A 25,423-nucleotide genomic window follows, 5' to 3' on the forward strand; every position below is an offset into this window, starting at 1 on the left:
GCTGGACTGCTTTTCCCGTTGTGCCGTGTATGGAAACAAACTTCAAGAAGCGCATTGGATTCCTCTCTTTTGGCCACTACGGTACTGGCCGCGGCTCCCAAACTAACTCGGCAGCTGACGCACTACATCAAGCAATTGACCTTTCGGTCGCTGCCGAGGAGCTGGGCATTGACGGCGCCTTCTTCCGTGTTCACCACTTTGCCCGCCAGCAGGCGGCGCCTTTCCCGCTCATGGCGGCCATTGCGGCCCGCACCAGCCGGATTGAAATTGGTACCGGCGTCATTGACATGCGTTATGAAAATCCTCTTTATATGGCAGAGCAGGCTGCGGCCACGGATCTCATCAGCGATGGCCGGCTGCAGATCGGTGTGAGCCGCGGGTCACCCGAGCCCGCTGCCAATGGCGCAGCAGACTTTGGCCATTTCCCGCTCGACGGCGAAACGGATGCGGACATGGCCAGGCGCCACACCGCTACCTTCCGGCACGCGATTTCTGGCGCCGGCATAGCTGAGCCCGGCGAACGTGTCTCCATGGGTGGGGAACGGTTGCTGCGCATTGAGCCGCAGTCACCGGGTTTGTCCGAGCGTATTTGGTGGGGTGCAGGATCTCGCGCCACGGCCGTATGGGCTGCTCGCCAAGGCATGAACTTGATGAGTTCAACCCTGCTCACCGAAGACACTGGAGTGCCCTTCGATCAGCTGCAGGCCGAGCAGATTCAATTGTTCCGCGACGAATGGGCTGCGGCCGGGCACGGCTTTACACCCCGGGTTTCGGTCAGCCGCAGCATCATCCCCGTGGTGGACGATGTGGACCGCATGTACTTTGGTCTGCGCGCCCAGGCTGAGAACAAGGACCAGGTGGGCATGATCGACGGGCTGCTGTCCCGCTTCGGCAAGAGTTATATGGGCGATCCGGCGGACATTGCCCGCGATCTTGCTGCCGACGCCGCGGTTCAGGCTGCTGACACCCTGATGCTTACGGTCCCCAATCAGCTCGGCGTTGCTTACAACACCAAGATGTTGGCGAACATTGCCGAGCATATTGCCCCGGCTATTGGCTGGATGCCAAACATCGAGGCTCGGCTCGAGTAGTGCGCAGTAATCGACGCAGCCGTCGCCACTGGGTAGCGTGAAACGCATGGAGAACGATCGCTCACCCACGGACGACGGCTGGTTCTATGCACCTGCGCCGCCGGATACGAACACCTTTACAGACCTCGGGACGTTTAACGTGGATGGTGAGGTGTTCGAAGTGCGCAGGAGCGACGCTGAAGGAACGACTCTCTATGACTGGGTCTCGGGCCCCAACGACGACTATGGGTTCAACACGTTCGGCGGCACCGGCGCCTCCAGCCGTGAACAGCACGTTGCTTCCATTCGTGATTTCCTCGCCGGAATCGACGCCGCAACCGGGTTTCTCCGAGATCTGTAGGACCAACAACGGTGCCCCATTCAGATGGGAAGGCATACGCTGGGGCAATGACAATTCGTCTTGATCCTCTGGACCCCGGCAGCTTCCCTCAGTGGGTGGAACGAAGCTGCCGCGAGTATGTTGCTGATCTCGTCTCCTTGGCCACCTCACCAGGGGAAGCCCAGCGCCAGGCGGAATCGTCGCTTCGTGAGGCATTTCCCGAAAGTCGCCCGGGCCCAGATAACGCCGTATTCAACATGAGAGATGAATCCGGGCTTGGTGTTGGTTACCTCTGGGTTGGCCGGGACAGTTCCGATGATCCCACTTCATGGTGGGTGTGGGACATCCTCGTGGACTCCGAATATCGGGGCAGGGGATACGGCAGAGAGGGCATGAAGCTCGCAGAAGAATATGCCCGGTCGCGGGGTGCCGCCACACTGGGATTGAACGTGTTCGGCTTCAACCATTCAGCTCGCAGGCTCTATGAGTCACTCGGATACGAAACCATGAGTGTCAAAATGCGTAAAACGCTTGCGGCTGACTAAGGGCTTATCGTCCGGTCATGACCCGCTGGCCCCTGAAAGGCTACCGCGGGTCAGAACAGCTGTTTCACTGCCGGGGAAGCTATAGAGATGGGGCTCCCCCGTTCTGCGCGGGAGTCCTGCCGTAGCATCGGTGTCGGAGGTTGCCCGTACCCTCGAAATATGAACGACGGCAGGATTGAGCATTGGTGCGAAGCCTGGGGCGCGAGCGAGATGCTTACGCCCGATGAAGGGTTCGATGCCGGTTGGGATGTCCCGCCTATGATGGGCATGTTGGGCGTCGTGTCGCCTCGAACCTGCGGCAGTTGTTCCATCGCGAAAACACTCTGGTGGGCGCTCACAGTGGAGAAAAAGGACATTGGCACCATCATGCCGCAGCAGCGTCGGCTTCTAGCGCGAATACTGAACGAGGTCGATGATTAGGGCAGCAACTCAATCATCTGTGGCCGCGCCTGCATAGCATGAATCACAAGCTCATTGCCGCTGTCGAAGACGAGAACAACCGTTTCTAGCAGCCGCCCTCGGGGAGAACTCCGTGTTTCAGTGCCGTGCCATGAACTTTCATGCGGCCAAGCGGTGGAGTGCTTCTCGAATGACTTCTGAGCGAGACTTGCCCTCACGTTCAGCGCGCTCATCTATCGCCGCGATCTCTTCAACAGTCAGGCGGAGTGCGACCACCTGTGACGGCTCAGCTCCACGACCAGGGCGGCCGCGACCACGCTTTTTCAGCGCGTCGACGCCATACCCTTGCTCGGCTTCGGCAGCCCAGAGCGCGATCTTCTCTTCAGTGACCGGAGCCCCGTTGATCATCTCGTGTTCGCTCATGCCATTAATGTATAACGAAAATATCGACTGGACTAGATGTCACTTGTCTACTTCGCTTCGAAGAGTCTCACCGAGGATATCGGCAGCGAATGGATCGACCTGCTCCTAGGTGAGAAGTGCGGCGCATTTGTAGCGTCTAGCGCTGGCGGAACGGCGTCGGTACCGGAGAGCTCAGCTGCGATCTCGGCGGCGAGTACTGCGCCATCCACCAGGGCTGTGAAATAGACGTGGTTCATGACCACTTCGGGGCGGTAATTCGACGGATGGCCCGCCGTGAGGAAATCGCCTACCTGCAAGTCGGCAATTGTTCCGTGAAAGAATGGTCCGTCGTCCCATATGTGGTTCATCCTCAGATTCTTCCACTAATCCCCGCATAGCGAATGTGCGCTCATCACACCGACGCGACACTGAGTATCCCTTCGTTTTCACCATGCAAGCCACTGCACGGGGTGGGTGGACGAACAAAACTCACGTGCCGGCGTCGTGCTTAAAAGCACTGCTAAAAGCACTGCCCCGGCACGTGGCGTTAGCCGTTGTGCCGCGGTGGTAAAATCGGGGGTGGAGCAATCCCCCTAAATTTTAGCGACACCGGACCAGCTTTTTATCCGAACGCGTCGCACAAGAAAGGCAGCGCATCGTCGCCGCCGGCCGCCTACAACAGAACAAAGTTTGGAACCCATGAGAAGAACTGCCCGCCAGACCCCTCCCGCCCTCGCCGAAGGTGCAATGCGCATCGTCGCACTGGGTGGTTTGGGCGAAATTGGCCGCAACATGACCGTCTTCGAATACGCGGGAAAGTTGCTGATCGTTGACTGCGGCGTGCTCTTCCCCGAAGATCACCACCCCGGCGTTGACTTGATTCTGCCGGACTTCTCGTACTTGAAGAACCGCTGGCAGGACGTGGTTGGCCTGGTGCTGACCCACGGCCACGAAGACCACATCGGCGGTGTCCCGTACCTGCTTAAGCACCGCGGCGACATCCCCGTAATCTCCGCCAAGCTGACGTTGGCCTTCTTGAAGACCAAGCTTGAAGAGCACCGCATCAAGGGCAAGATGATCCAGGTCAAGGAAGGCGACCGACGCAAGTTCGGCCCGTTCGACGTTGAATTCTTGGCCGTCAACCACTCCATCCCGGACGGTCTGGCTGTTGCCATCCGTACGCCTGCTGGCCTGGTGCTGGAAACTGGCGACTTCAAGATGGACCAGTTCCCGCTGGATAAGCGCATCACCGACCTCGCTGGCTTTGCCCGCTTGGGTGAGGAAGGCGTGGATTTGTTCCTGCCTGACTCCACCAACGCCGAAGTTCCCGGCTTCCTGGCTGCTGAAGCTGACCTGATCCCGGCCATCGACCAGGTCATGCGCACGGCCCCGCGCCGCGTTATTGTCTCCAGCTTCGCCAGCCACGTGCACCGCATTCAGCAGATCATCGATTCTGCTCACAAGTACAACCGTAAGATCGCGTTCGTTGGCCGTTCCATGGTCCGCAACATGACCACTGCGCGCGAACTGGGCTACTTGAAGATCCCGCGCGGCATGCTCGTTGACGCCAAGGAACTGGAAAAGATGGCCCCCGAAAAGGCCGTTCTGATCTGCACCGGTTCTCAGGGCGAGCCCATGGCTGCGCTGGCTCGCATGGCTAACGGCGATCACCAGATCAACTTGACCGACGGCGACACCGTGCTGCTGGCGAGCTCGCTGGTGCCTGGTAACGAGTCCTCGATCTATCGCCTGATCAACGACCTCACCAAGCAGGGCGCCAACGTCATTCACAAGGGCAACGCCAAGGTGCACGTCTCCGGCCACGCTAGTGCCGGCGAGCTCGTCTACTGCTACAACTTGGTTCGTCCCAAGAACGTCATGCCGGTTCACGGCGAATACCGCCACCTGAAGGCGAACGCCGAACTGGCTATCCGCACCGGTGTGGATCCCAAGAACGCGTTCATCGTTGAAGATGGCACCACGATCGACCTCAAGGACGGCGTCGCCAAGGTCACCGGTAGCGTGCCCGCCGCCTACGTCTACGTCGAGAACATGGTTGCCGGTGCGGCCACTGAAGAGTCGCTGCAGGATCGCATCCGTCTCGCCGAAGACGGTGCCGTCACCGTTCTGCTGATCGTCAACCCGGACACCGGCAAGATCGAAGAAGACCCCGAGTTCTTCTCGGTCGGTTTCAACCTGACGCCCAAGGACATTGAAAAGGCCGCCGTCATCGTGGAGAAGACCATCACCGGTCTCCGCGGCGAAAAGACCGGTCCCAACGCCGAGAAGGCTGTGGCCAACGGCCTGCTGCGCTGGTCCGACCGCGCGCTGCGCCGCAAGCCCGTCTACACGGTCATCATCGTCGAGGCGTAAGCTACTTCTGCGTTTCCCGGGTGCCGCTGCCGTACTTTTTATAAGTACGACGGCGGCACTTTGTGTTTGCTTCGACCATTCAGTGCTCACGGTGACCGAGTTTGTCGATACCCCCGCCCGCGCGTGTGTGGCCAAAATCCCTATTCGCCGTAGGGGCAACTTCGCACTAACGTAGCTCTTAAGCGCCCACTCGGGGTAGCAAAACGGTAGGGAGTTGCGGCATGGACAACAACCAGGTGCACCAGAAGATCGCGGAGTTGGTGAGCGCCGAACAGGAACTGCGGGATTCAAGAGTTGACCAGGCCAAACTGCCTGAGCACGCCGAGCAGCTGAGGGCCATCGAAGTTCAGCTGGACCAGTGCTGGGACCTGCTGCGCCAACGCCAGGCGCGCATCCACGCGGGTGCGAACCCCGACGACGCCAAGGTGCGCCCCGCCAGCGAAGTCGAGGGCTACAAGCAATAGCCATTTTGGGCCATCTTGCAGGTGTCGGCCCTTCGACTGGTGGGCACTAATCCAGATTCTGGAAGAACTGTTGATGGCCGCAAAACGCAAGGGCCGCCGTCGTACTTTTTCTAGTACGTCGGAGGCACTTATGTTTGCTTCGCGCAGTGCCCGCTTTGGGATCAGACCCCGCGCAGCTTATCCATCTCGCGGCGGTCCCTTTTGGTAGGACGGCCGGTGCCACGGTCGCGCTGAGGGAGGCCAAGCGCCGGCAGAACGGGGCGCGGGGGAGTGTGATCGGTGAAACAGTGCGAGGCAGCCTCGGGACCAACCCGCTTGTTGATGAGTTGGCGGACCTCCAGGATCCTGTCGTAGCCGGGCTGGCGAACGCGAATGGTGTCGCCCGGGACTACGGTGTGAGCGGCCTTGGCGTTGGCATCGTTGAGTTTTACATGGCCCGCACGGCAGGCAGCCGTGGCCAAGGACCGGGTCTTGTAGGCACGGATGGACCACAGCCACGCGTCAATGCGTACTGAGGCGGGTGCATTTTTGGGAATGCTCATAGTGCCCTCCAGTCTATCCCGCGGGCCTTCCACCAAGAATGCCGCCGTTTGACGGAAATGCCATGGTTCAAACCCTGGCGTTTGCGTCAAACGGCGGCATTTGTGGAACGGGGACTCAGTCCTGTGTGGAACGGGGGCTCAGCCCTATTCGGAACGGAAACTCAGCCTTGGTTGCTGAAGGCGGCGTCGAAGGACAGCTCGGACGGGGCAAAGTCGAACTTCTTCAGGGCGGCCAACGCTTCGGGAGCGCCCTGCAGGCGGTCCATGCCGGCGTCTTCCCACTCGATGGAGATGGGCCCGCCGTAGCCAATGGCCGTCAGTGCGCGGAAGGAGGATTCCCAGGGCACATCGCCCCGGCCCGCCGAGACGAAGTCCCAGCCGCGGCGCGGATCTCCCCACGGCAGGTGAGAGCCCATGACGGTGTTGCGGCCGGTGGGGCGCAGCTTCGTATCCTTGCAGTCCACGTGGTAGATCCGGTCCTTGAAGTCCCAGATGAAGGAGACCGGGTCAATGCCCTGCCACATGAAGTGGGAGGGATCCCAGTTCAAGCCAAACGCGGGGCGGTGGCCAATGGCCTCCAGCGTGCGCACGGTGGTCCAGTAGTCGTAGGCGATTTCTGAGGGGTGAACCTCGTGGGCGAAGCGCACACCACATTCGTCAAAGACGTCCAGGATGGGGTTCCAGCGGTCCGCGAAGTCTTGGTACCCGGCCTCAATTACGGATTCCGGAACGGGTGGGAACATGGCTACGTACTGCCAGATCGAGGAACCGGTGAAGCCGACCACCGTCGAAACGCCCAAGGCCTGCGCGAGGCGGGCCGTGTGCTTCATTTCCTCGGCGGCCCGCTGGCGCACGCCCTCGGGATCGCCGTCGCCCCACACCTTCGACCCCACAATTGCCTGGTGGCGGAAATCGATGGGGTCATCGCACACGGCCTGGCCCTTGAGGTGGTTGGAGATGGCCCAGGCCTTCAGGCCGTAGCTTTCGAGCATGGCGAGCTTGCCGGCAACATAGCCGGGCTCATCCCAACGCCACGGATCCAAGTGATCGCCCGAGCAGGCAATTTCCAGGCCTTCGTAGCCCCATTCGGAAGCCAGTTTGGCCACTTCTTCGAGCGGGAGATCGGCCCACTGGCCGGTGAACAAGGTGTACGGGCGGCTCATGCGTTCAGTCCTTTGAGGTGGTGATGAGTTGGGGGATGGCGACGGTGGTTCCGCCAGCTGCCGAGGAGGCCTCGATGGCGGCCAAGACCTGCTGCACACCGTACCCTTCCTCGAACGACGGCGACGGGTCGGTTCCCGTGGAGATGTTCAGCAGGAAGTCGCAGATCTGATGCGTGAAACTGTGCTCCCAGCCAATCACGTGCCCCTGCGGCCACCAACCGGACATATAAGGGTGCTCGGGTTCCGTGACGAGAATACGTCTAAAGCCCTGAACCTCAATGGGCTCGCTGCCGTTGAGGAAGAACAGCTCATTGGGGTTTTCTAAGTTGAACGTCAGCGCCCCCGCGGTGCCATAAACCTCCACGCGGAGGGCGTTCTTCTGTCCCAGCGCCACGCGCGAAACATCTACGCTGGCCACGGCGCCACTTGCCATGGACAGCGTGGCCCAAGCTGCGTCGTCGACCGTGACAGCTTCAGGACCATCGGGACCAGGACGCTCGGTGGTGAAGGTGTGCAGCTTGCCGGAGACTTCGGTAACGGTGTCGCCGAGCAGGTACTGGACCTGATCGATGGCGTGCGATGCGATGTCGCCTAGCGCGCCTGAGCCCGCCGTTTCCTTGCGCAGCCGCCAGGTCATGGGGGATTCGCTGTCGGCCAGCCAGTCCTGCAAGTACGACGCGCGGACCTGACGGATGCTGCCCAGCTCACCATCTGCGATGAGCTTGCGAGCCAAGGCCAGCGCCGGGATGCGGCGGTAGTTGAACCCCACCATGGAGCGGACGCCTTGCGCACGGGCGGCCTGCGCGGCGACCACCATGGCCTCCGATTCGGCCATGGAGTTGGCCAGTGGCTTCTCCACGAGCACGTGCTTGCCCGCGGCGAGTGCCGCCGTCGCAATTTCAGCGTGCAGCCAGCCGGGGGCGCAGATGTCCACAATGTCGATGTCATCGCGGGCAATGACCTCCCGCCAATCGGTGGCCGATTCGCTCCAGCCATACTTCTTTGCGGCGGCAGCAACGGCTACGGCGTCCCGGCCCACCAAGACCTTTTGTTCGAAGTCAGGGACGTCGAAGTGGTTGGCCACGGTGCGCCACGCGTTCGAGTGGGCCTGCCCCATGAAGGCGTAGCCGATGGCAGCCACGCCGAGCGGACGGGCGGCCGGTGATTGAGGGGAGGTCATGATCGTGATTCCTAGAGGGTTGCGGCGGTGGGTGCCCAGTCAACGGGCACTGCCTCGGAGCTCGGGGCGGAGCTGGCAACATCGACGAACTCTCCGCTGTTGACGGACTCCGTGATCGAGACCATGGCATCCAGGATGTGGTACGCCAGTTCGCCGGTGGCGCGGTGCGGAACGCCGGCGCGGATGGAGCGTGCCATGTCCAGCACGCCCAAGCCGCGGCCATGGTCCGGTCCTTCTGCGGGGACGGTTCTCCAGTCTTCATCGCCGCTCTTGAAGAGCTGGATGTCGCCGTCGAAGTTGTTCGGATCCGGCAGTGAAATGGTGCCTTCGGTACCGGTGATCTCCACAAATCCCATGCGCGGGCGCGGGGATTCAAAGCTGAAGACGCTGTGCGAGGAGGCGCCGGATTCGAACTGGGCGATGGCGCTGACGTGAGTGGGAACCTCGACGTCGAACACCTCGCCTTCCTTCGGGCCCGAGCCAATGGTGCGGGTGGGGAACGCGGTGTTGCCCACGGCAGCCACCTTGGAAAGCGGACCGAAGGCCTGCACCAGTGTGGTCAGGTAGTACGGCGCCATATCAAAGAGCGGACCAGCCCCTTCCTGGAACAGGAATGCGGGGTTCGGGTGCCAGGACTCCGGGCCGGGGGACTGGAACATGGTCAGTGCCGTCAGCGGGGTGCCAATGGCTCCGCTGTCGATCAGGCGGCGAGCCGTCTGCAGCCCTGCACCAAGGAAGGTGTCGGGTGCGCAGCCGAGCCGAACGCCAGCAGCGTCTGCTTCTTTGAGCAGGCCCAAGCCACTTTCCCGATCGAGGGAGAACGGCTTTTCCGTCCAGACATGCTTGCCTGCACGGACGGCTGCCGTGGCAACTTCCACGTGGGCGGCCGGGATGGTCAAGTTGACGATGATTTCAACGTCGGGGTGGTTGAGCGCCACATCGACGCCGCCGGAAATTTCAACACCGTATTCAGCGGCGCGCGCGGCTGCTGCTTCTTCGAAGAGGTCGGCGATGACCAGCACCTTCACGTCAGGGAACGTGGTCAGGTTGTCCAGGTACTGCTTGCTGATGTTGCCGGCGCCAATGAAGGCAATGCCGACGGGTCCTGTTTTTGCCATGGTGATTAGGCCTTTCCGGCGTTAATGTTTCCGGCGTTGAGGAAGGCAAGGCTTGCGGCGATGCCCTCGAAGATGTCGCCGGCGTAGTCATCGAATTCCACCACGCCAACTTCCAGTGACTTGGCGGCTTCAATGACATCCCAGACCGGGACCTGCCCCTGGCCGGCTGGCAGCTGGGCCTTCGTGTCGGTCGAGATCGGGCCGTCCTTGATGTGGATGAACTTTACGCGCTCGCCCAAACTGGTCAGCAGGTCAACGGCGTTGGCGCCGCCCACGGACACCCAGTAGGTGTCCACTTCTAGGATGAGTTCCGGATCCAGCAGTGTTTCAAAGTACTGCAGTGCCGTGGTGCCGTTGATCGTGGACGCCAACTCCCACTGGTGGTTGTGGTAACCCACGCGGATGCCGTATTCGGCACCCTTCTTGGCAGCAGCGTTGAGGCCCTCGGCGATCTTCTGCACGTCCTCGGCAGTTTGCCAGCGATCGGCGGGAATGAACGGATCGATCACGGTAGTGATGCCCAGCTTCTTGGCCGCAGCGAAGATCTCGTCCTGATCGGCACTGAGCAAGGGCGCGTGGCCAGAGGGTGCGGTGATGCCGTGCTCGGTGAACGCGGCAGCGAGGGCATCGGCGGTGGCGACGAAGTTGTACGGCTCAACGTGGGTGAACCCCAGCTCGGCGACGCGGGCAATGGTTCCGGGCAAGTCTTCTTCAAGGGGCTTGCGGACGGTGTACAGCTGAAGGGAATACGTCATTGAAACTCCTTGAAGGCATGAAAGTGTGTTCAAGACTCAACTTAGGGGAACTTATGCCGAGCGTCAAGCAAAAGTTAATGGCTAACCCGTATAGCTTTAGATTGTGACAGATGGAAGTGCATGTGTTATTTATTGGGAATGCCAAAGACACCACTCCAGCAAGCCCCACGCAACCCTGTCGTCGGCGCAGCAGCCAGCAGCGATGGAGCAGCGTCGCGCGCTCAGGAACAATTCGGACATTCACGAGCAGGAGATGTTTTCCAAATCCTGCGAGACGGGCAGGCGCGTACCCGAGCGGAACTTGCAGAGGTCACGGGGTTGGCCCGTTCAACTGTTGCCGCCCGCATTGACGCGCTCACTGCTGCAGGGTTGATTGGTCCGGCTGGTGAGGCGATCTCCTCAGGTGGGCGTCCGCCGTCGCGCTTTGCTTTTCACCCCTCAGCCCGCGTCATCCTAGCCGTGGATATCGGGGCCACCCATGTGCTCATTGCGCTGACAGATCTTGGTGGGCGGGTGCTGAGCGAGTTGCGGACCTCGATTGATATTGCGTTGGGGCCCACCGAGGTGCTGGATGCGGTGTTGGAGCAGTGCGCGCAAGTTTTTGCCACGGCCGGACGCCACGAAAGGGAACTCGTAGGCATTGGCATTGGCCTTCCCGGGCCCGTGGAACATTCCACTGGACGGCCTGCCAGCCCACCTATCATGCCTGGGTGGGATGGTTTTGATGTGCCGGCCTACGTACAGCAACGGTTCCCCACCGATGTGCTGGTGGATAACGACGTAAATATTATGGCTTTGGGGGAGCGCGCTCACTACTGGCCGGATGCTCAGGACCTGCTCTTTGTCAAGGTTGCCACAGGCATTGGTGCGGGCATTATCAGCGGCGGGCGGTTACAGCGCGGCGCCGATGGCACGGCCGGCGACATCGGCCATGTGCGGGTCCCCCGTGGCGGTGAGGTGCTGTGTCGCTGCGGTAACTACGGCTGTTTGGAAGCCATGGCGTCGGGGCCGGCCGTGGCCGCAGCGCTCTCGGCTGACGGCGTTCCAGCGCACAGCGGCGAGGATGTTTTGGAGTTGGCGCGCAGGGGAAATCTGGTCGCCATTCACGCCATGCGCCAGGCCGGACGGGACGTGGGGGATGTCCTGGCGGCGTCCGTAAACTTGCTCAATCCTTCCGTGATAGTCATTGGCGGCGGACTGTCCTCGGCCGGCGAATATCTAATGGCCGGCGTACGCGAGATCGTATACCAACGCTCCTTGCCGCTGGCTACAGCGCGGCTACGGATCGTCCAGTCAATGGCCGGGGACCACGCCGGCGTACTAGGTGCGGGCCGAATGGTGATTGACCATATCCTGGCTCCAGCGTCGGTTGAGCGGATCGTCGCCGCCCATTCTCAAGGATGAGTGGCGTGGACGCCCCGCAGGCTGGTAATCCGCAGCCCGGCAAGCCGCAGGCGGGCAAGGTCACGATCAGCGACCTCGCTACCAGATTGGGCATCTCCAAAGCCTCGGTTTCTTATGCCCTCAACGGCCAGTCCGGCGTCAGTGAAACCACGAGGGCACGCGTGCTGGCGCTGGCTGGCGAGCTTGGCTGGTACCCCAGCTCCAGCGCCCGGGCCCTCTCGCAATCTCGCAGTGATGCGGTTGGCATTGTGCTATTCCGCGATCCCGTACAAATTGGTGCGGAACCGTTCTACATGAGCATTTTGGCCGGAATCGAAGGGGTCCTCGGCGCCCACGACATGAGCCTGATGCTGCGCATGGTCAACCCCCTCACAGTGCCGGATTCGCGCAGCCGCGACCTCGCCGTCTACGAGCGCTGGGCGGGGGAGGGGCGGGTCGACGGGGTCATCCTCTTTGACCATGTCCGAGACGATCCCCGCCCGCCCTTACTCAATCGTTTCAGGATGCCCTTTGTGCGCTTGGGAGCTGGAACTGAAGTGTTGCCTGCGGCTCGAAACTCCAATGTCACCGTCTCGCAGGCGACGGACGCGGCCACCGTGGTGGAGGCTCTGCATGAGCGCGGGCACCGGCATATCGCCTTCATTTCCGGACCGGTGGATCTCCTGCATGAGGAGCGAAAGACCGAGCACATCAGCGCACATGCTGCGCGTCTGGGCATGACCGTGGTGCTGTGCCCCTCAGATTATTCCGCGGACGACGGCGGCACCGCCACTGTTGCTGTCATGGCCGGGTTGGCCCCGGGGTCCCCTGATTTCCCCACGGCAATCATCTATGGCAATGACCTCATGGCGGTGGGTGGCTTGCAGGCTCTCCAACGGCTGAAACTGCGTGTCCCTGAGCAAGTTTCGGTGGTCAGTTGGGATGACTCAATTCTGTGCCGGGTGAGCTCTCCTGGTCTGGCAGCTTTGGGACGTAGCGTGTCTGACCTTGGGCGGAACTCTGCCCAGCTGTTGATGGAACTGATTTCCGGCCACGAATCACGCAACATTGAGGCTGCCCCTGGCCTCCTGCAGGTACGCGAAAGTCTGGGCCGCAACCCGTTCTAGCGGATTCCTCGCCGGTCCGGGCTAGTTGGTGCTAGCTGCAGCCGGCTTGATCCTCCACCTGCCCAGCCTCGGATTCCCCTGTGTCCTGCCTGAACAGGCTTGAATTGCCGCCGTCCTGCCCGTCAACTTTGGTGGGGCGATATCCAAAAAACTTATAACGGATTGATAACAAGTGACCTCTACTGAACCGGTTCAGTTATGGTGGTTACATGACCTTTTGCGGCGGAAGTTTCCCGTGATCTAGGGGATTGATAAGCTTCAAGCGGGAAAATTCATTCACTCCCTGCCGGGGACTGAAGCTTTCGGTGAGGTCACGAGTCAATATTATTTCAAACATTTTCTGACTTTTGATTGACGCTCGGCATAAGTTCATCTAGGTTTGGTTCAACGTCGAGCAGCGCGAGTCTGAAAAGCTCCCACACCTCGGGTTTTACGAACAATTTCCACACAGACAAGGAAGTCACGGAAGTGAAAAGACGTACTTTTGCCGCAGTAGCGGCCATCGCAGCACTCGCCATTACAGCCACCGGCTGCAGCGGCGGCACCGGCAGTGAATCCACCGATGCAGGTGGGAAATCCATCACTTACTGGGCCAGCAACCAGGGCACCAGTGTGGATAACGATAAAGAAGTCCTGACCCCGCAGCTGAAGAAGTTCGAGGACGAAACCGGCATCAAGGTCAACCTTGAAGTCATTGGTTGGAACGATCTCCAGACCCGCATCCAGACGGCCGTCACCTCCGGCCAAGCACCGGATGTATTGAACATCGGTAACACCTGGGCCGCGTCACTGCAGTCCACCGGAGCATTCCTGCCGTTTGACGATGCAGCCTTCACCGCCATTGGTGGCAAGGACAAGTTCGTCAAGACCGCCATGGACACCGGTGGCATGCCCGGCCAAGACCCCACCTCGGTCCCGCTCTACGGTCTGGCCTACGGCCTGTACTACAACAAGGCAATGTTCAAGGATGCCGGCCTCACCCCTCCCACCTCATGGGAAGAAATGGTTGCAGCCGCCAAGAAGCTGACCACCGGTGACGTCCACGGAATGACCTTGGCTGCTGGCAGTTACACGGAGAACTCACACTTCGCATTTATCAACGCGGCCCAGAATGACGCTGAGTTCTTCGATGCCGACGGCAAGCCCACCTTCACACAGGACGGAATTGTCGACGGCATCGCTCGCTATGTTGACCTGATGCAGACAGACAAAGTTGTTGACGCGGGCAACGCCCAGTACGACAACGGCACCCAGGCCATCAATGATTTCGCCAACGGCAAGGCAGCCATGGTCATCAGCCAGAACAACGCCAACAGCTCCATCGCTTCACAGGGTATGAAAGATGACGCTTTCGGCGTAGTTGCCTTCCCGGCACCGGAGGGTGGCAAGGACATCGCCACCATGGTTGCTGGTATCAACATGTCCATCTTCAAGAACACCAAGAACAAGGACTCCGCACTGGAGTTCGTGAAGTTCATGACCAGCGAAGCCACACAGGCTGAACTCGGCAAGTCCTTCGCGACCCTGCCGGTCCTCACCGGTGTGACCCCCACCTTCACCACTGACACGGAACTGGCCAAGACGTTCTCTGACATCTACGAGAACCGGTCCAAGCCGCTTCCCCTGGTACCGGGTGAAGACCAGTTTGAAAGCACTGTCGGTAAGGCCATGAACCAGATGTTCGCAACCGTCGCCTCCGGTGGCACGGTCAGCAAGGAAGACATCAAGAAGGCACTGGAAACAGCACAGCAGGCAGTCGAAGCAGCGGGCTAACCCCACCTGCTCCCCAGTTGCGGGTCGCTAACCCCGACCCGCAACTGGGCCCCGCAGGGTTGAACCCAACGCAGGGTGAACCCAACGATCCGCCTCTTCAATACTTCAATTTTCCACGAAAGGTGAGTGTCGAACAGTGTCTGCTTCCACCGCCGTAAAGAATTCCGGCCACTCCGCCGGGGCAGCCGGACGGAGAGAGCGCAAGCCTCGTCGTGCCGGCTGGTGGCTGCCATACGCGCTGCTGGCCCCCGCCGTCATATTTGAACTCGTCATCCACATTGTTCCCATGGTGACCGGCATTTGGATGAGCTTCCTTAAGCTCACCAAAATGTACATTTCCAACTGGGGCAACGCCCCGGTCATTGGCTTCAAGAACTACGAGGTGGCCCTCGACTTCAACTCCGCCATCGGGGCAGGGCTGCTGAAATCCTTCGGGATCACCGTAGCCTTCACCATTCTCGTCGTCGGATTCTCGTGGTTGCTGGGTATGGCCGCGGCCGTAGCGCTGCAAAAGGTTTTCCCCGGACGCGCAGTCTTCCGCACACTTTTTCTGATCCCGTACGCTCTGCCCATGTATGCCGGCGTCATTGCCTGGAAGTTCATCCTGCAGAAAGACAACGGCGCACTCAACCACCTCTTGTTCGACAACTTCGGCCTCCCCGGCGACAAGCCCTTCTGGCTGATCGGTGATAACGCCTTCGCCGCCGTCGTCATTGTTGCCATCTGGCGGCTCTGGCCCTTCGCTTTCTTGATGCTGATGGCTGGGCTCCAGTCCGTCCCCACCGACATCTACGAGGCTGCCTCCGTTGACGGCGCCAAGCCGCTGCGTCAGTGGTGGAACATCACGCTTCCGCTGCTGCGTCCGGTGAATATGTCGCTGGTCCTGGTGATGTTCCTCTGGACCTTCAACGACTTCAACACTCCGTTCGTCCTCTTCGGTGGCTCGCAGCCACCCGCCGGCGATCTGATCTCCTTCCACATTTACAACGCCTCATTCCTGACCTGGAACTTCGGCTCGGGTGCCGCCATGTCGGTACTGCTCCTGCTCTTCCTCTCGGTTGTTAGCGGAATCTACGTTCTCTTCATGAACCGGAGGAAAGACAATGCATGACACAACCGGGACAAAGATCTTTAGAATCGTCACGATTACCGCCCTCAGTATCTTCACCATCATCCCCATCTACGTCATGGTCATCTCCGGCCTGAAACCGCTCCAAGATGTCCAAGGTGCTTTCACCTGGTGGCCCGAACAGCTGACCATCCAGCCCTACATCGACATGTGGAAGACGGTTCCGCTGGCCGACTACTTCATGAACTCCGTGGTGGTCTCGACCGTAGCCACGATCCTCTCGCTCATCATCGCGATCTTCGCCGCCTACGCCGTGTCCCGCTACACCTTCCGCGGCCGGTCACTGTTCTCCGGAGCAGTGCTCTCCACCCAGATGCTGCCTGGCGTCCTCTTTTTGCTGCCGCTGTTCCTGATCTTCGTGAACATCAACACCAACTTCGGCGTCCAGTTGGTCGGAACCCGCGCCGGCCTGATCATCACCTATCTGACGTTCTCGCTGCCGTTCTCCATCTGGATGCTCGCCGGCTATTTTAACGGCATCCCGCGCGATTTAGATGAGGCCGCAACGGTCGACGGTTGCGGTCCCATGCGAACCCTGTTCACCATCATCTTGCCCACAGCCCGCCCGGGCCTGGTCGCGGTCGCCATCTACAGCTTCATGACCAGTTGGGGAGAGGTCCTGTTCGCCTCGGTCATGACCACCGACGCCAACCGAACCCTCGCCGTCGGCCTCCAGCTCTACTCGACCCAGACCAACGTCTACTGGAACCAGATCATGGCCGCCTCCGTGGTGGTCTCCATCCCGATCGTGATCGGCTTCCTGCTCCTGCAAAAGAACTTCGTCGCCGGCCTCACCGCTGGTGCCGTGAAGTGATCTAACAGAAGAGAAACACGTACGACGGCGGCACCTGGGTGAGTCTTTTGACTCACCCAGGTGCCGACGTCGTTCTTCTTTAAGGGATGGCGCCCAAGGTCAGGGTGGTGGTGGAAGTTTTTCCGGCTCGCACGTAGGTGACTTCGACGGTGTCGCCGGCCTTCCGGGTAAGGGTGACTTCGGCGAGGACCGCGTTGCTGGTGGCTGGCCGGTTGTCCAGAAGCGTGACGATATCGCTGGGCTGAAGACCGGCCTGGGCGGCGGGACCGCCGGGCGCCACCGACTGCAGATACAGGCCGTTATCTACCCCGAAGAGCTCGGCAGCCCGCGGGGGCAGGGGCACCGCACTGAGGCCAAAGTAGGGGTAGGCGACGGTGCCGGTGTCAATGAGTTGGCCGGTGATACGGGCGGCCAAATCAATGGGGACGGCAAAGCCAATGCCCACGCTGCCGCTGGCCACTTGGAGATCGTTGGGGATGGTGGCGATGGCCGTGTTGATGCCGATCAATTTCCCGCTGCAGTCAACCAGTGCGCCGCCGGAGTTGCCGGGATTGATGGAGGCGTCAGTTTGGATGGCGCCCACCAGCATGGCCGTGGTGTCTTCATCAACGGGAACTGGAACGTTGCGGCCGAGTGCGCTGATGATTCCGGCCGTGACGGTGCTGGAGAGTCCAAGCGGGGCGCCCAATGCCACCACGGGTTGGCCCACCCGGACATCGTCTGACTTACCAAGTTCAACAGTTGGCAGGTCCTTCTCGGCCGTCATCTTCAGTACAGCCAGGTCCGATTTCGGATCCAGTCCCACCAGCTCAACTTCGGAGGAGCGCCCGTCGCTGAATAAAACGTCAATGGTGCCGCCGTTCTCAGCCGCCGCAATGACATGGTTATTGGTCATGATGTAGACCTCTTTACGGACAATCACACCGCTGCCCACGCCACTGGCATTCCCGTTCCTGATGGAGACTGTGACAACTCCCGGCAGGACGCTTTGGGCGACGTCCGTGGCGTTACGGGTTCCGGCAGTGCTGCCGCGGTTGCTGCCGGACGCGTCACCAAGCTACTGATCCAGCCACCGGCAAGCCCCGCGATCAGGGCCAGGGCCGCGGCCGCGGCAATCACTGTTGAGAGCGGAAGCTGTTGGAACCAGCTGCTGCCCTGCAATTCGTTGGGTCGAGAATTTAGCGGAGGGTTCGTCGGCGCACTCAGTGGCTCATTCGGCGAGACGTTCATGGGGTGCTCGGATCAGGGCATCAACCGCGGCGATATGACTTCCCATGCTACGTCACCCCTTATTGTCACCACTCGATGTTGCCAAACGAAAAATGCCGCCGCTACCGTATACTGCCGCCGGGTCTATTTGCGGCAATCTACGGGAGTGGCGGCATTTGTGTGCCGGGGCCGGTTTCTTAGAGGGCGCAGCTTTCTTAGAGGGCACAGCCGTCCGGGCCGCACGCTTCGGCGTCGGAACCGTTTGCCGAGACCATAGTCAACGGGTTCGCTTCCTGCCACGCCTGATCCAGTGCCTGACCGAACACTTCGGCCGGCTGAGCGCCGGAGATGCCGTATTTACGGTCAATGACAAAGAATGGAACGCCGGTGACGCCTATGGCACGAGCCTCGGCAATGTCTTCCCGGACGTCATCGGCGTACTTGTCAGTATCGAGTGCTTCGTTGATGTCAGCGGCGGACAAGCCGGACTCCGTGCCGATTTTCACGAGCGCAGCGCGTGAACCAATGTCCACTCCGTGCTCAAAGTGACCTGATAGCAGGGCTTCCTTGACGACGTCACCCAAGCCATTGGCCTTGGCCAAATGCAGCAGCTGGTGGGCGTTGAAGCTATTGGCGACCACGACGTCGTCGAACTTGTAGTTGAGGCCTTCGCCCGCAGCCTGTTCGGTGACGTGCGTGAACATGCCAGCAACCTGCGCCGGATCCATGCCCTTGCGTTCGCTGAGGTAGCTGATCTCGGTGCCGTCATAGTGCTCCGGGAGAGTGGGGTCTAGCTGGTAGCTGCGCCACTGGACATCCACGGAATCCTTGTGCGGGAAAGCTTCAAGAGCGGTTTCAAAACGGCGCTTGCCAATGTAGCACCAGGGGCAGGCCACGTCGGACCAGATTTCAATCTTCATACTTGCGGTAACGGGGGCGGGGCGGTGGTTATTCCTGTCATTTCGTCACCATGGCACCGCGAAAGGAGGGTAGTTGCTAATGTTCGGCGTGAACATCAGCAACTACTCTCCTTTTCGTGAGCGGGAATTTCGCGGGTGGGAATTAAGGCTGCCTCACCGGCACCCGGATTTCGGGTTTGCAGTGGCGTCGCATCCGGCGAGGGCAACCAAATCTATGCTGCCGTGAGCTGCCGTTCCGGCTGCTCGGCGTGCAGGTAGTTTGCGTAGGCCGAGGTGGTCAGGAAGGCGGGGAAGGTCTCGCCCATGGCGACGTCGGTGAAGATTTCTAGTGCGTCCTCGAAACGGTCGCCCTCGAATCGGGGCAGGCGCGCGAATTCCTCCTCGAGCATCTCCGTGACCCAGTCGAAGGTGATGAGTTCGCCGGTATCGGTGATGGCCTGGCTGTGGATCCACTGCCAGATCTGCGAGCGGGAGATTTCCGCGGTGGCGGCGTCCTCCATGAGGTTGTTCAGGGCGACGGCGCCGTGGCCGCGCAGCCAGGATTCAATGTACTGGATGCCGACCCAGATGTTGTCGCGGATGCCCTGTTCGGTGATGTTGCCCTGGGTGCCAGCGACGTTCAGCAGTGCCCGGTCATCGAGTTCTACTTCTTCGCGGGTGCGGCTGATCTGGTTCGGGTTCCAGCCGAGGATCTCGTCGAAGACCGCCATGGCCACGGGGACCAGGTCGGGGTGGGCCACCCAGGAACCGTCGAAGCCGTCGTTGGCTTCGCGGGTTTTGTCGGCGCGGACCTTGGCCATCGCATTGGCGTTGGCTTCCGGGTCGCGGCGGTTGGGCACAAAGGCCGCCATGCCGCCGATCGCCATGGCGCCGCGGGTGTGGCAGGCACGGACCAGCTGTTCGGTGTAGGCGCGCATGAACGGGGCCGTCATGGTGATCTGGTTGCGGTCCGGGAGCACGAAGCGCGGGCCACGGGTGCGGAAGTTCTTGATGACGGAGAACAGGTAGTCCCAGCGTCCCGCGTTCAACCCTGCGGCGTGATCGCGCAGTTCGTACAGGATTTCCTCCATCTCAAAAGCTGCCGTGATGGTCTCGATCAGGACTGTTGCGCGGATGGTGCCCTGCGGGATGCCGAGCAGGTCCTGGGCCTGGATGAAGATGTCATTCCACAGGCGTGCCTCGAGGTGGTTTTCAATCTTCGGCAGGTAGAAGTACGGACCCTTGCCCTGGGCGATCAGCCGGCGGGCGTTGTGGAAGAAGTACAGGCCGAAGTCGACAACGCCGCCGGCCATGGGCTTGCCGTTGATCAGCAGGTGCTTCTCCGGCAGGTGCCAGCCGCGGGGGCGGACCACGATGGTGGGCAGCTCCTCCTGCGGGGCCAACTTGTACTCCTTGCCCTCGGGGCTGGTGAAGTCGATGCGGCGTTCCAGTGCGTCGATCAGGTTGAGTTGGCCGCGGATCACATTGCCCCAGGTGGGCGTGGAGGAATCTTCCATGTCGGCCAGCCAGACCTTCGCGCCGGAGTTCATGGCATTGATGGTCATCTTGCGGTCAACCGGGCCGGTGATTTCCACGCGTCGGTCCTCCAGCCCGGGAGCCGGGGGAGCGACGCGCCAGCGGGGATCTTCCCGGATGGCCGAGGTTTCGCGTAGGTAGCGGGGGTCGGTACCGCCGAGAATCTGGGAGCGGCGGGTGCTGCGGGCGTCGAGCAGCTCTTGGCGGCGCGCCGTCGTGGTGCGGTTCAGTGCTGCAATGAAGTCCAGAGCCTCGGGGGTGAGGATTTCGTCCTGGCGGTGGATGGGCGGGGCTGTCAGGGTGATGCCGTTGAACGTGATCCCGTTCAGGCTGTTCGTTGAGTTCATGGGAATTCTCCAAGTTTAATGAGTGCGATCATGGCCTGCGGTTCTCGAGCTAGGGGCGAATATGGTCTCGACGAGCTTGAGGACCGGGGACAAGCTCGAGAACCGCAGGCGATCTGCAAAAAGGGTTAGTGGAACTGCTGGGCTTCTGTGGAACCAGCCAATGCGAGGGTGCCGCTGTTCGGGTTCAGGGCTGTCGCGACCAGATCGAAGTAGCCTGTGCCCACTTCGCGCTGGTGCTTGGTTGCGGTGTAGCCGCGGGATTCGGAGTCGAATTCACGCTCCTGCAGTTCGACGTAGGAACTCATGCCGTTGCGGGCGTAGCCATGGGCAAGATCAAACATCGAGTAGTTCAGGGAGTGGAAACCAGCCAAGGTGATGAACTGGAAGGTGTATCCCATGGCGCCAAGCTCTCGTTGGAACTTGGCGATCGTTGCGTCGTCCAGGTGCTTTTTCCAGTTGAACGACGGTGAGCAGTTGTAGGCAAGCATCTGGTCGGGGAACTCGGACTTGACGCCTTCGGCAAACTTTTTGGCATGCTCCAGGTCGGGTGTTCCGGTCTCCATCCAGATGAGGTCAGAGTGGGGAGCGTAGGCGCGGGCCCTGGCGATGGAAGGCTCCAGCCCGTTCTTGACGTGGTAGAAACCTTCGGCCGTGCGCTCGCCGGTGAGGAACGGCGCATCGCGCTCATCCACATCCGAGGTGATCAGGGTGGCTGCCTCGGCGTCGGTGCGGGCAATGATCACCGAGGGGACGCCGGCGACGTCGGCCGCGAGCCTTGCCGCGTTCAGCGTACGGACATGCTGGGCCGTGGGGATCAAGACCTTGCCGCCCAGGTGCCCGCACTTCTTCTCGCTGGCAAGCTGATCTTCCCAGTGCACGCCGGCTGCGCCGGAGGTGATCATGGACTTCATGAGCTCGTAGGCGTTGAGCGGGCCGCCAAAGCCTGCCTCGGCATCGGCCACGATCGGGACCAGCCAGTCTTCAACGGTTTGCAGGCCTTCGGAGAATTCAATCTGGTCCGAGCGCAGGAGGGCGTTGTTGATGCGGCGGACCACCTTGGGGACTGAGTCAACGGGGTAGAGCGACTGGTCCGGGTAGGTGTTGCCATTGGAGTTGGCGTCTGCGGCAACCTGCCAGCCGGAGAGGTAGATGGCTTTCAAGCCGGCCTTGACCTGCTGGACGGCCTGGTTGCCGGTGAGTGCGCCAAGTGCGTTGGTGTAGCCGCCTGGTGCCGCAGTGGTCAGCTGGTTCCACAGCTTTTCGGAGCCGCGGCGGGCCAGGGTGTGTTCCTCATTGACCCGGCCGCGGAGCTGAATGACGTCTGCTGCGCTGAAGGAACGTTCCACGCCTTCCCAACGGGGGTTGGCGGCCCACTCGAGTTCGAGGGCGGCAACGGCTTCGGTGCGAATCTGTTCCGGCGTCTTTGCGGGTTCAAATGCTGCAGTCATGATGAAAGCTCCTTGTGGTTTTGATCTTGCCGGTTCGACGGTGAAGCGGTGGGGATCTTGCGTTCCTTCTTCGTGATTTCTACTATTCAGAGCTTTTCAAGGGGTTACTAGAGCAAAGTGGTGGAAAGATTTGCAGTTCTTCACGTATCCTCAAGAAATGACTAATGTGGGCTGGAACACAGGCGAATCGCTCGGCGGTGGTGGCAAGGCAGCCGCCCCAAGCACTGAATTGGACATCATTTCCCTGGGCCGGCGGGTACGGCATCTGCGCAAAACCCAGGGCATGACCCTCGATGATTTAGGCGCAAAGGTGGGCGCTGCGCCGTCGCAACTTTCCTTGATAGAAAACGGTAAACGCGAGCCCAAACTGGGGCTGCTGCAGGCACTGGCTGGGGCACTCGGCGTCGGGCTTGATCAGTTGTTGGGGAACGAGCCGCCCAGCCGTCGGGCAGCATTGGAAATTGAGTTGGAAAGGGCGCAGCGCGGACCGCTGTATCAGTCGTTGGGATTGCCCACCGTCCGCGTCAGTTCGCGGCTTTCCACCGAAGTGCTCGAATCGCTGGTGGGGTTGCAGCATGAGTTGGAACGGCGGTTGGATGAGCAATCGGCTACGCCGGAGGAGGCACGCCGGGCCAACAATGAGTTGCGGCTGGAAATGCGTCAACGCAACAACTATTACCCGGAGATTGAACGTCAAGCTCAGGAGCTGCTGACTGCCGTGGGGCATGACAGTGGGCCGCTCTCCCATCACGTGGCTGCCGACGTCGCCGAGCACCTCGGTTTTGATCTGCATTATGTGGGGGATTTGCCGCACTCGACCCGTTCGGTGACGGATTTGAAGAATCGCCGAATTTATCTCACGCACGGGCAGCGCTCCGATCATGACCCGCGATCTGTGCTGTTGCAGGCGCTTGGGCACTATGTTTTGGGGCATCAGACACCGCGCAACTATGCAGATTTTCTGCGCCAGCGCGTGTACACGAATTATTTTGCGGCCTCACTGCTGATGCCGGAACGGGCCACCGTGGACTTCCTGCAAACCGCAAAATCGGCCAAGGAGCTGGCCATTGAGGACATTCGGGACGCCTTTGCCGTCTCCTATGAAACGGCAGCGCACCGCTTCACCAACTTGGCCACGGAGCATTTGGGCATCACCACTCACTTCCAGAAGGTGCATGAATCCGGGATCATTCACAAGGCCTACGAGAACGACGGCGTGAACTTCCCTGCCGATCACACCGGCGCCATTGAGGGCCAAGCCGTTTGCAGGTTGTGGACCTCCCGGGCGGTTTTTGATGTACCGGATAAGTTCCGTGCGTTCAACCAGTACACGGATACGGTGATGGGGACATATTGGTGCACGGCCCGGACGGAGCGGCACTCCTCCGGCGAATATTCGCTGAGCATTGGTGTGCCGTATGAGCATGTGAAGTGGTTTCGCGGGCGGGAAACCACGGAGCGTTCACAGTCGCGGTGTCCGGACCCGGATTGCTGCCGCCGCCCGCCGGCCGATCTTTCGGCACAGTGGGCTGGTAATGCGTGGCCGTCCACCAGGGCCAACTCACATTTGTTGGCGGCGATGCCCCAAGGCGCTTTCCCCGGTGTTGATGAAACCGAGGTGTACAAATTTCTGGCTGCCCACGAAGGAAAGTAGGGAGCAGGGTGGGCCGCTCCACGGGGTGAAACGTTCCTTAGCTCTTCGTCTGACGTTCACTCGGAGCAGGGGGCGCTGTCCGGAAGGCCGCTTAGCGTGAAGAGGTCAGCTGAACCAAGGACTCCACGCTAAGGAACTCTCATGACCACGCACCACATTCCCGTTGTCCTGACCGCCGCGGGCGCTGCCGGCAACAACGAGGACGTCGTCGGCGACAACGTCTCCGTTGTCAATGAAATGTACCGCTCGCTTCTCAACGTCGAGGAAATCGCACCGAACGCCCTGCGCAGCTACTTTGCTGACTTTTATCTCACACAGGCGCTCGACGGCGGATTTGCCCAGTATGTTTTCATGACGCCGGACCGTGCAGAACTCGATGGCTACATCCGCGAAGGACTTGAAGCCATGGGCGCCAAGGCCCATCTTGAGCTGTTCAACCGGTCAGCCGCGCTCTATGACCTGCTCACCGAAACGGAGCTGCAGGACTATCTCGAAGACGGTGCCCCCGCAGAAGGTAACACTGAAGGCGCCGCTGACGGCCACCGTGCCGACGGCGCCGCCGCTATGGAATTGCTGGACGCAGAGTTTGAAGACCTTTTCGAGGCCGAGGACGTCACGGGGCTCAACGCCGACTGGCTGCGCAACCAGCAGTGCCTGCTGATTCTGACGGAGCAGGAACTTGCCGCACATATTGCCGACCGGGTGGCACAGGTACCTGACATGGAGGAGCGTCTGGCGGAGGAAGAGCGTGAGAACGGCCCTGAATTTGAGCTCATCATCCGGGAACTCTGCGCCGTTGCCGGTCATGAACTGCTGAAAATCTCCATGGGTGACCCCAACTACGAGCACAACGGTGAAACTGTTCTGGCCTGGCACTTCACCACCGAACAGGGCGAATTCATCATGATTGACGACGACGAGGAAGCCGTCATGATCAACCCGCAAACCCAGGAGATCCTCGCCACCGTGGAATTCGAGCTGGATGAAGACCTCGTCGAGGTCTGAGGCTGGGGTCTAAGGTCTAAGGTCTAAGGCCTGAGGTGTGGCGCTTGAGGCCTGAGGCTGATGCGGTCCCCGCTTGCGGCAAGGCTGCGGCACTCCGGACAACCGGAATGCCGCAGTATTGCCGTAAGGTCAACGCATGGAAGATCTCAAATGGACAAAGACTGCGCCCGCCAAAACCGCGTGGCAGGAGATGCCCTTCGGCCCCGGCATCTACAAGTGCTACCTGACAGGCGGCCTGCCCAAAAACGTGGTCTGGCCCGCCGAATTGAAAGCCCTCAAGAAGGGGGATTTGATCTATGTGGGACGGGCAACCAACCTGCGCAGCCGGGCCCGGCACCACGACGTGCAAACTTCAAAGTCCACATTCCGCCGTTCGCTAGCCGCCATCCTGGGGCTCCAGGCACAGTGGCACGGGCGGTCCGCGCATCCGCGGCTGACCGACAAGGATGAGGAACTTCTCAGCGCATGGATGGTGAGCAACCTCGGCACGTCCTTTAGCCTGGTTGCGGACGCGGACCGTGTTGCCGCCTTGGAAGATGAAATGCGCGCCGAACTCCGCCCGCCCTTTAACCGAGACGGACTGACGCCCGAGCAGTTGTACGTCTCGGCTGCTACGACGGAAGCAAACCGGAACGCGCTCCGCGAGAAGGGCTAAGAAACACTGCGGGTGCGCGGAAAGTTTCGTCCGGGCCACGGTCCCTTGACCGTTCCCGAAAACGGCAGCATGCTGGCAGTGGTTACTGCCAGG

At 60.8% G+C, this 25,423-nt stretch carries 24 protein-coding genes and 1 pseudogene; 14 read left to right on the top strand and 11 right to left on the bottom strand.

The genetic code is table 11. The features are described from left to right. Positions 1–29 precede the first annotated feature (29 nt). The 4 genes from AB0O97_RS07725 to AB0O97_RS07740 all read left to right on the top strand — a co-directional run bounded on the left by AB0O97_RS07725 (position 30) and on the right by AB0O97_RS07740 (position 2,375). The gene (locus AB0O97_RS07725; protein ID WP_363841934.1) at positions 30–1,091 is read left to right on the top strand and encodes an LLM class flavin-dependent oxidoreductase; all 1,062 of its coding nucleotides are present in this window, start codon (positions 30–32) and stop codon (positions 1,089–1,091) included. 46 nt (positions 1,092–1,137) lie between these two features. Beyond that, positions 1,138–1,431, top strand: coding sequence for a hypothetical protein (locus AB0O97_RS07730; protein ID WP_363881498.1), 294 nt, complete (start codon positions 1,138–1,140; stop codon positions 1,429–1,431). A 47-nt stretch (positions 1,432–1,478) separates the two neighbouring features. Next, positions 1,479–1,955: a GNAT family N-acetyltransferase gene (locus tag AB0O97_RS07735; protein WP_363881500.1), complete on the top strand. Its 477-nt coding sequence runs from the start codon at positions 1,479–1,481 to the stop codon at positions 1,953–1,955. A gap of 159 nt (positions 1,956–2,114) precedes the next feature. Next, a complete protein-coding gene (locus tag AB0O97_RS07740) occupies positions 2,115–2,375 on the top strand; it encodes a hypothetical protein (RefSeq protein WP_363881502.1) in 261 nt (86 codons plus the stop codon). A gap of 138 nt (positions 2,376–2,513) precedes the next feature. Here the strand turns inward: AB0O97_RS07740 and AB0O97_RS07745 are convergent, their stop codons facing one another. Then, on the bottom strand, positions 2,514–2,777 hold the full coding sequence (locus AB0O97_RS07745) for a ribbon-helix-helix protein, CopG family (protein ID WP_363881503.1): 264 nt from the start codon (positions 2,775–2,777) through the stop codon (positions 2,514–2,516). A gap of 173 nt (positions 2,778–2,950) precedes the next feature. Next, positions 2,951–3,124 (bottom strand): annotated as a pseudogene (locus AB0O97_RS07750) (NAD(+)--rifampin ADP-ribosyltransferase); the annotation flags it as partial. Between the two features lie 331 nt (positions 3,125–3,455). Between AB0O97_RS07750 and AB0O97_RS07755 the strand changes: the two are divergent. Then, complete coding sequence (locus AB0O97_RS07755; RefSeq protein ID WP_363841923.1) at positions 3,456–5,129, top strand: ribonuclease J; 1,674 nt, start codon at positions 3,456–3,458, stop codon at positions 5,127–5,129. A gap of 221 nt (positions 5,130–5,350) precedes the next feature. After that, positions 5,351–5,593, top strand: a complete 243-nt coding sequence (locus tag AB0O97_RS07760; protein ID WP_363881505.1) for a DUF2630 family protein — start codon at positions 5,351–5,353, stop codon at positions 5,591–5,593. 161 nt (positions 5,594–5,754) lie between these two features. On the opposite strand, the gene AB0O97_RS07765 is transcribed toward AB0O97_RS07760, so the two are convergent. From AB0O97_RS07765 to AB0O97_RS07785, 5 genes are all read right to left on the bottom strand, one after another. Then, complete coding sequence (locus AB0O97_RS07765; RefSeq protein ID WP_363881507.1) at positions 5,755–6,135, bottom strand: RNA-binding S4 domain-containing protein; 381 nt, start codon at positions 6,133–6,135, stop codon at positions 5,755–5,757. Positions 6,136–6,296: 161 nt separating this feature from the next. Beyond that, on the bottom strand, positions 6,297–7,298 hold the full coding sequence (locus AB0O97_RS07770; protein WP_363881509.1) for a sugar phosphate isomerase/epimerase family protein: 1,002 nt from the start codon (positions 7,296–7,298) through the stop codon (positions 6,297–6,299). A 4-nt stretch (positions 7,299–7,302) separates the two neighbouring features. After that, complete coding sequence (locus AB0O97_RS07775; protein ID WP_363881511.1) at positions 7,303–8,478, bottom strand: Gfo/Idh/MocA family oxidoreductase; 1,176 nt, start codon at positions 8,476–8,478, stop codon at positions 7,303–7,305. 11 nt (positions 8,479–8,489) lie between these two features. Further along, on the bottom strand, positions 8,490–9,596 hold the full coding sequence (locus tag AB0O97_RS07780; RefSeq protein ID WP_363881512.1) for a Gfo/Idh/MocA family oxidoreductase: 1,107 nt from the start codon (positions 9,594–9,596) through the stop codon (positions 8,490–8,492). 5 nt (positions 9,597–9,601) lie between these two features. Beyond that, the gene (locus AB0O97_RS07785; RefSeq protein ID WP_363881514.1) at positions 9,602–10,351 is read right to left on the bottom strand and encodes a sugar phosphate isomerase/epimerase; all 750 of its coding nucleotides are present in this window, start codon (positions 10,349–10,351) and stop codon (positions 9,602–9,604) included. A 138-nt stretch (positions 10,352–10,489) separates the two neighbouring features. Between AB0O97_RS07785 and AB0O97_RS07790 the strand changes: the two genes are divergently transcribed. The 5 genes from AB0O97_RS07790 to AB0O97_RS07810 all read left to right on the top strand — a co-directional run bounded on the left by AB0O97_RS07790 (position 10,490) and on the right by AB0O97_RS07810 (position 16,577). After that, positions 10,490–11,755 (top strand): ROK family transcriptional regulator, encoded by a 1,266-nt coding sequence (locus AB0O97_RS07790; protein ID WP_363881516.1) that lies wholly within the window; start codon positions 10,490–10,492, stop codon positions 11,753–11,755. A 5-nt stretch (positions 11,756–11,760) separates the two neighbouring features. Then, a complete protein-coding gene (locus AB0O97_RS07795; RefSeq protein ID WP_363881518.1) occupies positions 11,761–12,861 on the top strand; it encodes a LacI family DNA-binding transcriptional regulator in 1,101 nt (366 codons plus the stop codon). A gap of 468 nt (positions 12,862–13,329) precedes the next feature. Next, positions 13,330–14,634 (top strand): sugar ABC transporter substrate-binding protein, encoded by a 1,305-nt coding sequence (locus AB0O97_RS07800; RefSeq protein ID WP_363881520.1) that lies wholly within the window; start codon positions 13,330–13,332, stop codon positions 14,632–14,634. A gap of 136 nt (positions 14,635–14,770) precedes the next feature. Then, a complete protein-coding gene (locus AB0O97_RS07805; RefSeq protein ID WP_363881522.1) occupies positions 14,771–15,745 on the top strand; it encodes a sugar ABC transporter permease in 975 nt (324 codons plus the stop codon). Continuing rightward, positions 15,738–16,577: a carbohydrate ABC transporter permease gene (locus tag AB0O97_RS07810; RefSeq protein ID WP_363841853.1), complete on the top strand. Its 840-nt coding sequence runs from the start codon at positions 15,738–15,740 to the stop codon at positions 16,575–16,577. The genes AB0O97_RS07805 and AB0O97_RS07810 overlap by 8 nt, the downstream gene beginning before the upstream one ends. Before the next feature lie 79 nt (positions 16,578–16,656). Here AB0O97_RS07810 and AB0O97_RS07815 read toward each other — a convergent pair whose 3' ends face one another. The 4 genes from AB0O97_RS07815 to aceA all read right to left on the bottom strand — a co-directional run bounded on the left by AB0O97_RS07815 (position 16,657) and on the right by aceA (position 22,016). Continuing rightward, a complete protein-coding gene (locus AB0O97_RS07815) occupies positions 16,657–17,511 on the bottom strand; it encodes a trypsin-like peptidase domain-containing protein (protein ID WP_363881523.1) in 855 nt (284 codons plus the stop codon). A gap of 490 nt (positions 17,512–18,001) precedes the next feature. Then, positions 18,002–18,706, bottom strand: a complete 705-nt coding sequence (locus AB0O97_RS07820) for a DsbA family oxidoreductase (RefSeq protein WP_363841848.1) — start codon at positions 18,704–18,706, stop codon at positions 18,002–18,004. A 212-nt stretch (positions 18,707–18,918) separates the two neighbouring features. Beyond that, on the bottom strand, positions 18,919–20,568 hold the full coding sequence (gene aceB / locus AB0O97_RS07825) for a malate synthase A (protein WP_363841845.1): 1,650 nt from the start codon (positions 20,566–20,568) through the stop codon (positions 18,919–18,921). A 125-nt stretch (positions 20,569–20,693) separates the two neighbouring features. Further along, positions 20,694–22,016, bottom strand: coding sequence for an isocitrate lyase (aceA, locus tag AB0O97_RS07830; protein ID WP_363841842.1), 1,323 nt, complete (start codon positions 22,014–22,016; stop codon positions 20,694–20,696). Positions 22,017–22,173: 157 nt separating this feature from the next. Here aceA and AB0O97_RS07835 point away from each other — a divergent pair, with 157 nt between their 5' ends. The 3 genes from AB0O97_RS07835 to AB0O97_RS07845 all read left to right on the top strand — a co-directional run bounded on the left by AB0O97_RS07835 (position 22,174) and on the right by AB0O97_RS07845 (position 25,330). Further along, positions 22,174–23,670, top strand: coding sequence for a helix-turn-helix domain-containing protein (locus tag AB0O97_RS07835; RefSeq protein ID WP_363881525.1), 1,497 nt, complete (start codon positions 22,174–22,176; stop codon positions 23,668–23,670). Between the two features lie 141 nt (positions 23,671–23,811). Next, the gene (locus AB0O97_RS07840; RefSeq protein ID WP_363881527.1) at positions 23,812–24,675 is read left to right on the top strand and encodes a hypothetical protein; all 864 of its coding nucleotides are present in this window, start codon (positions 23,812–23,814) and stop codon (positions 24,673–24,675) included. Positions 24,676–24,811: 136 nt separating this feature from the next. Beyond that, a complete protein-coding gene (locus tag AB0O97_RS07845) occupies positions 24,812–25,330 on the top strand; it encodes a GIY-YIG nuclease family protein (protein WP_363881529.1) in 519 nt (172 codons plus the stop codon). Positions 25,331–25,423 lie beyond the last annotated feature (93 nt).

Source organism: Specibacter sp. NPDC078692 (assembly GCF_040686835.1).
In the GTDB taxonomy this organism is placed as follows: Bacteria; Actinomycetota; Actinomycetes; order Actinomycetales; family Micrococcaceae; genus Specibacter.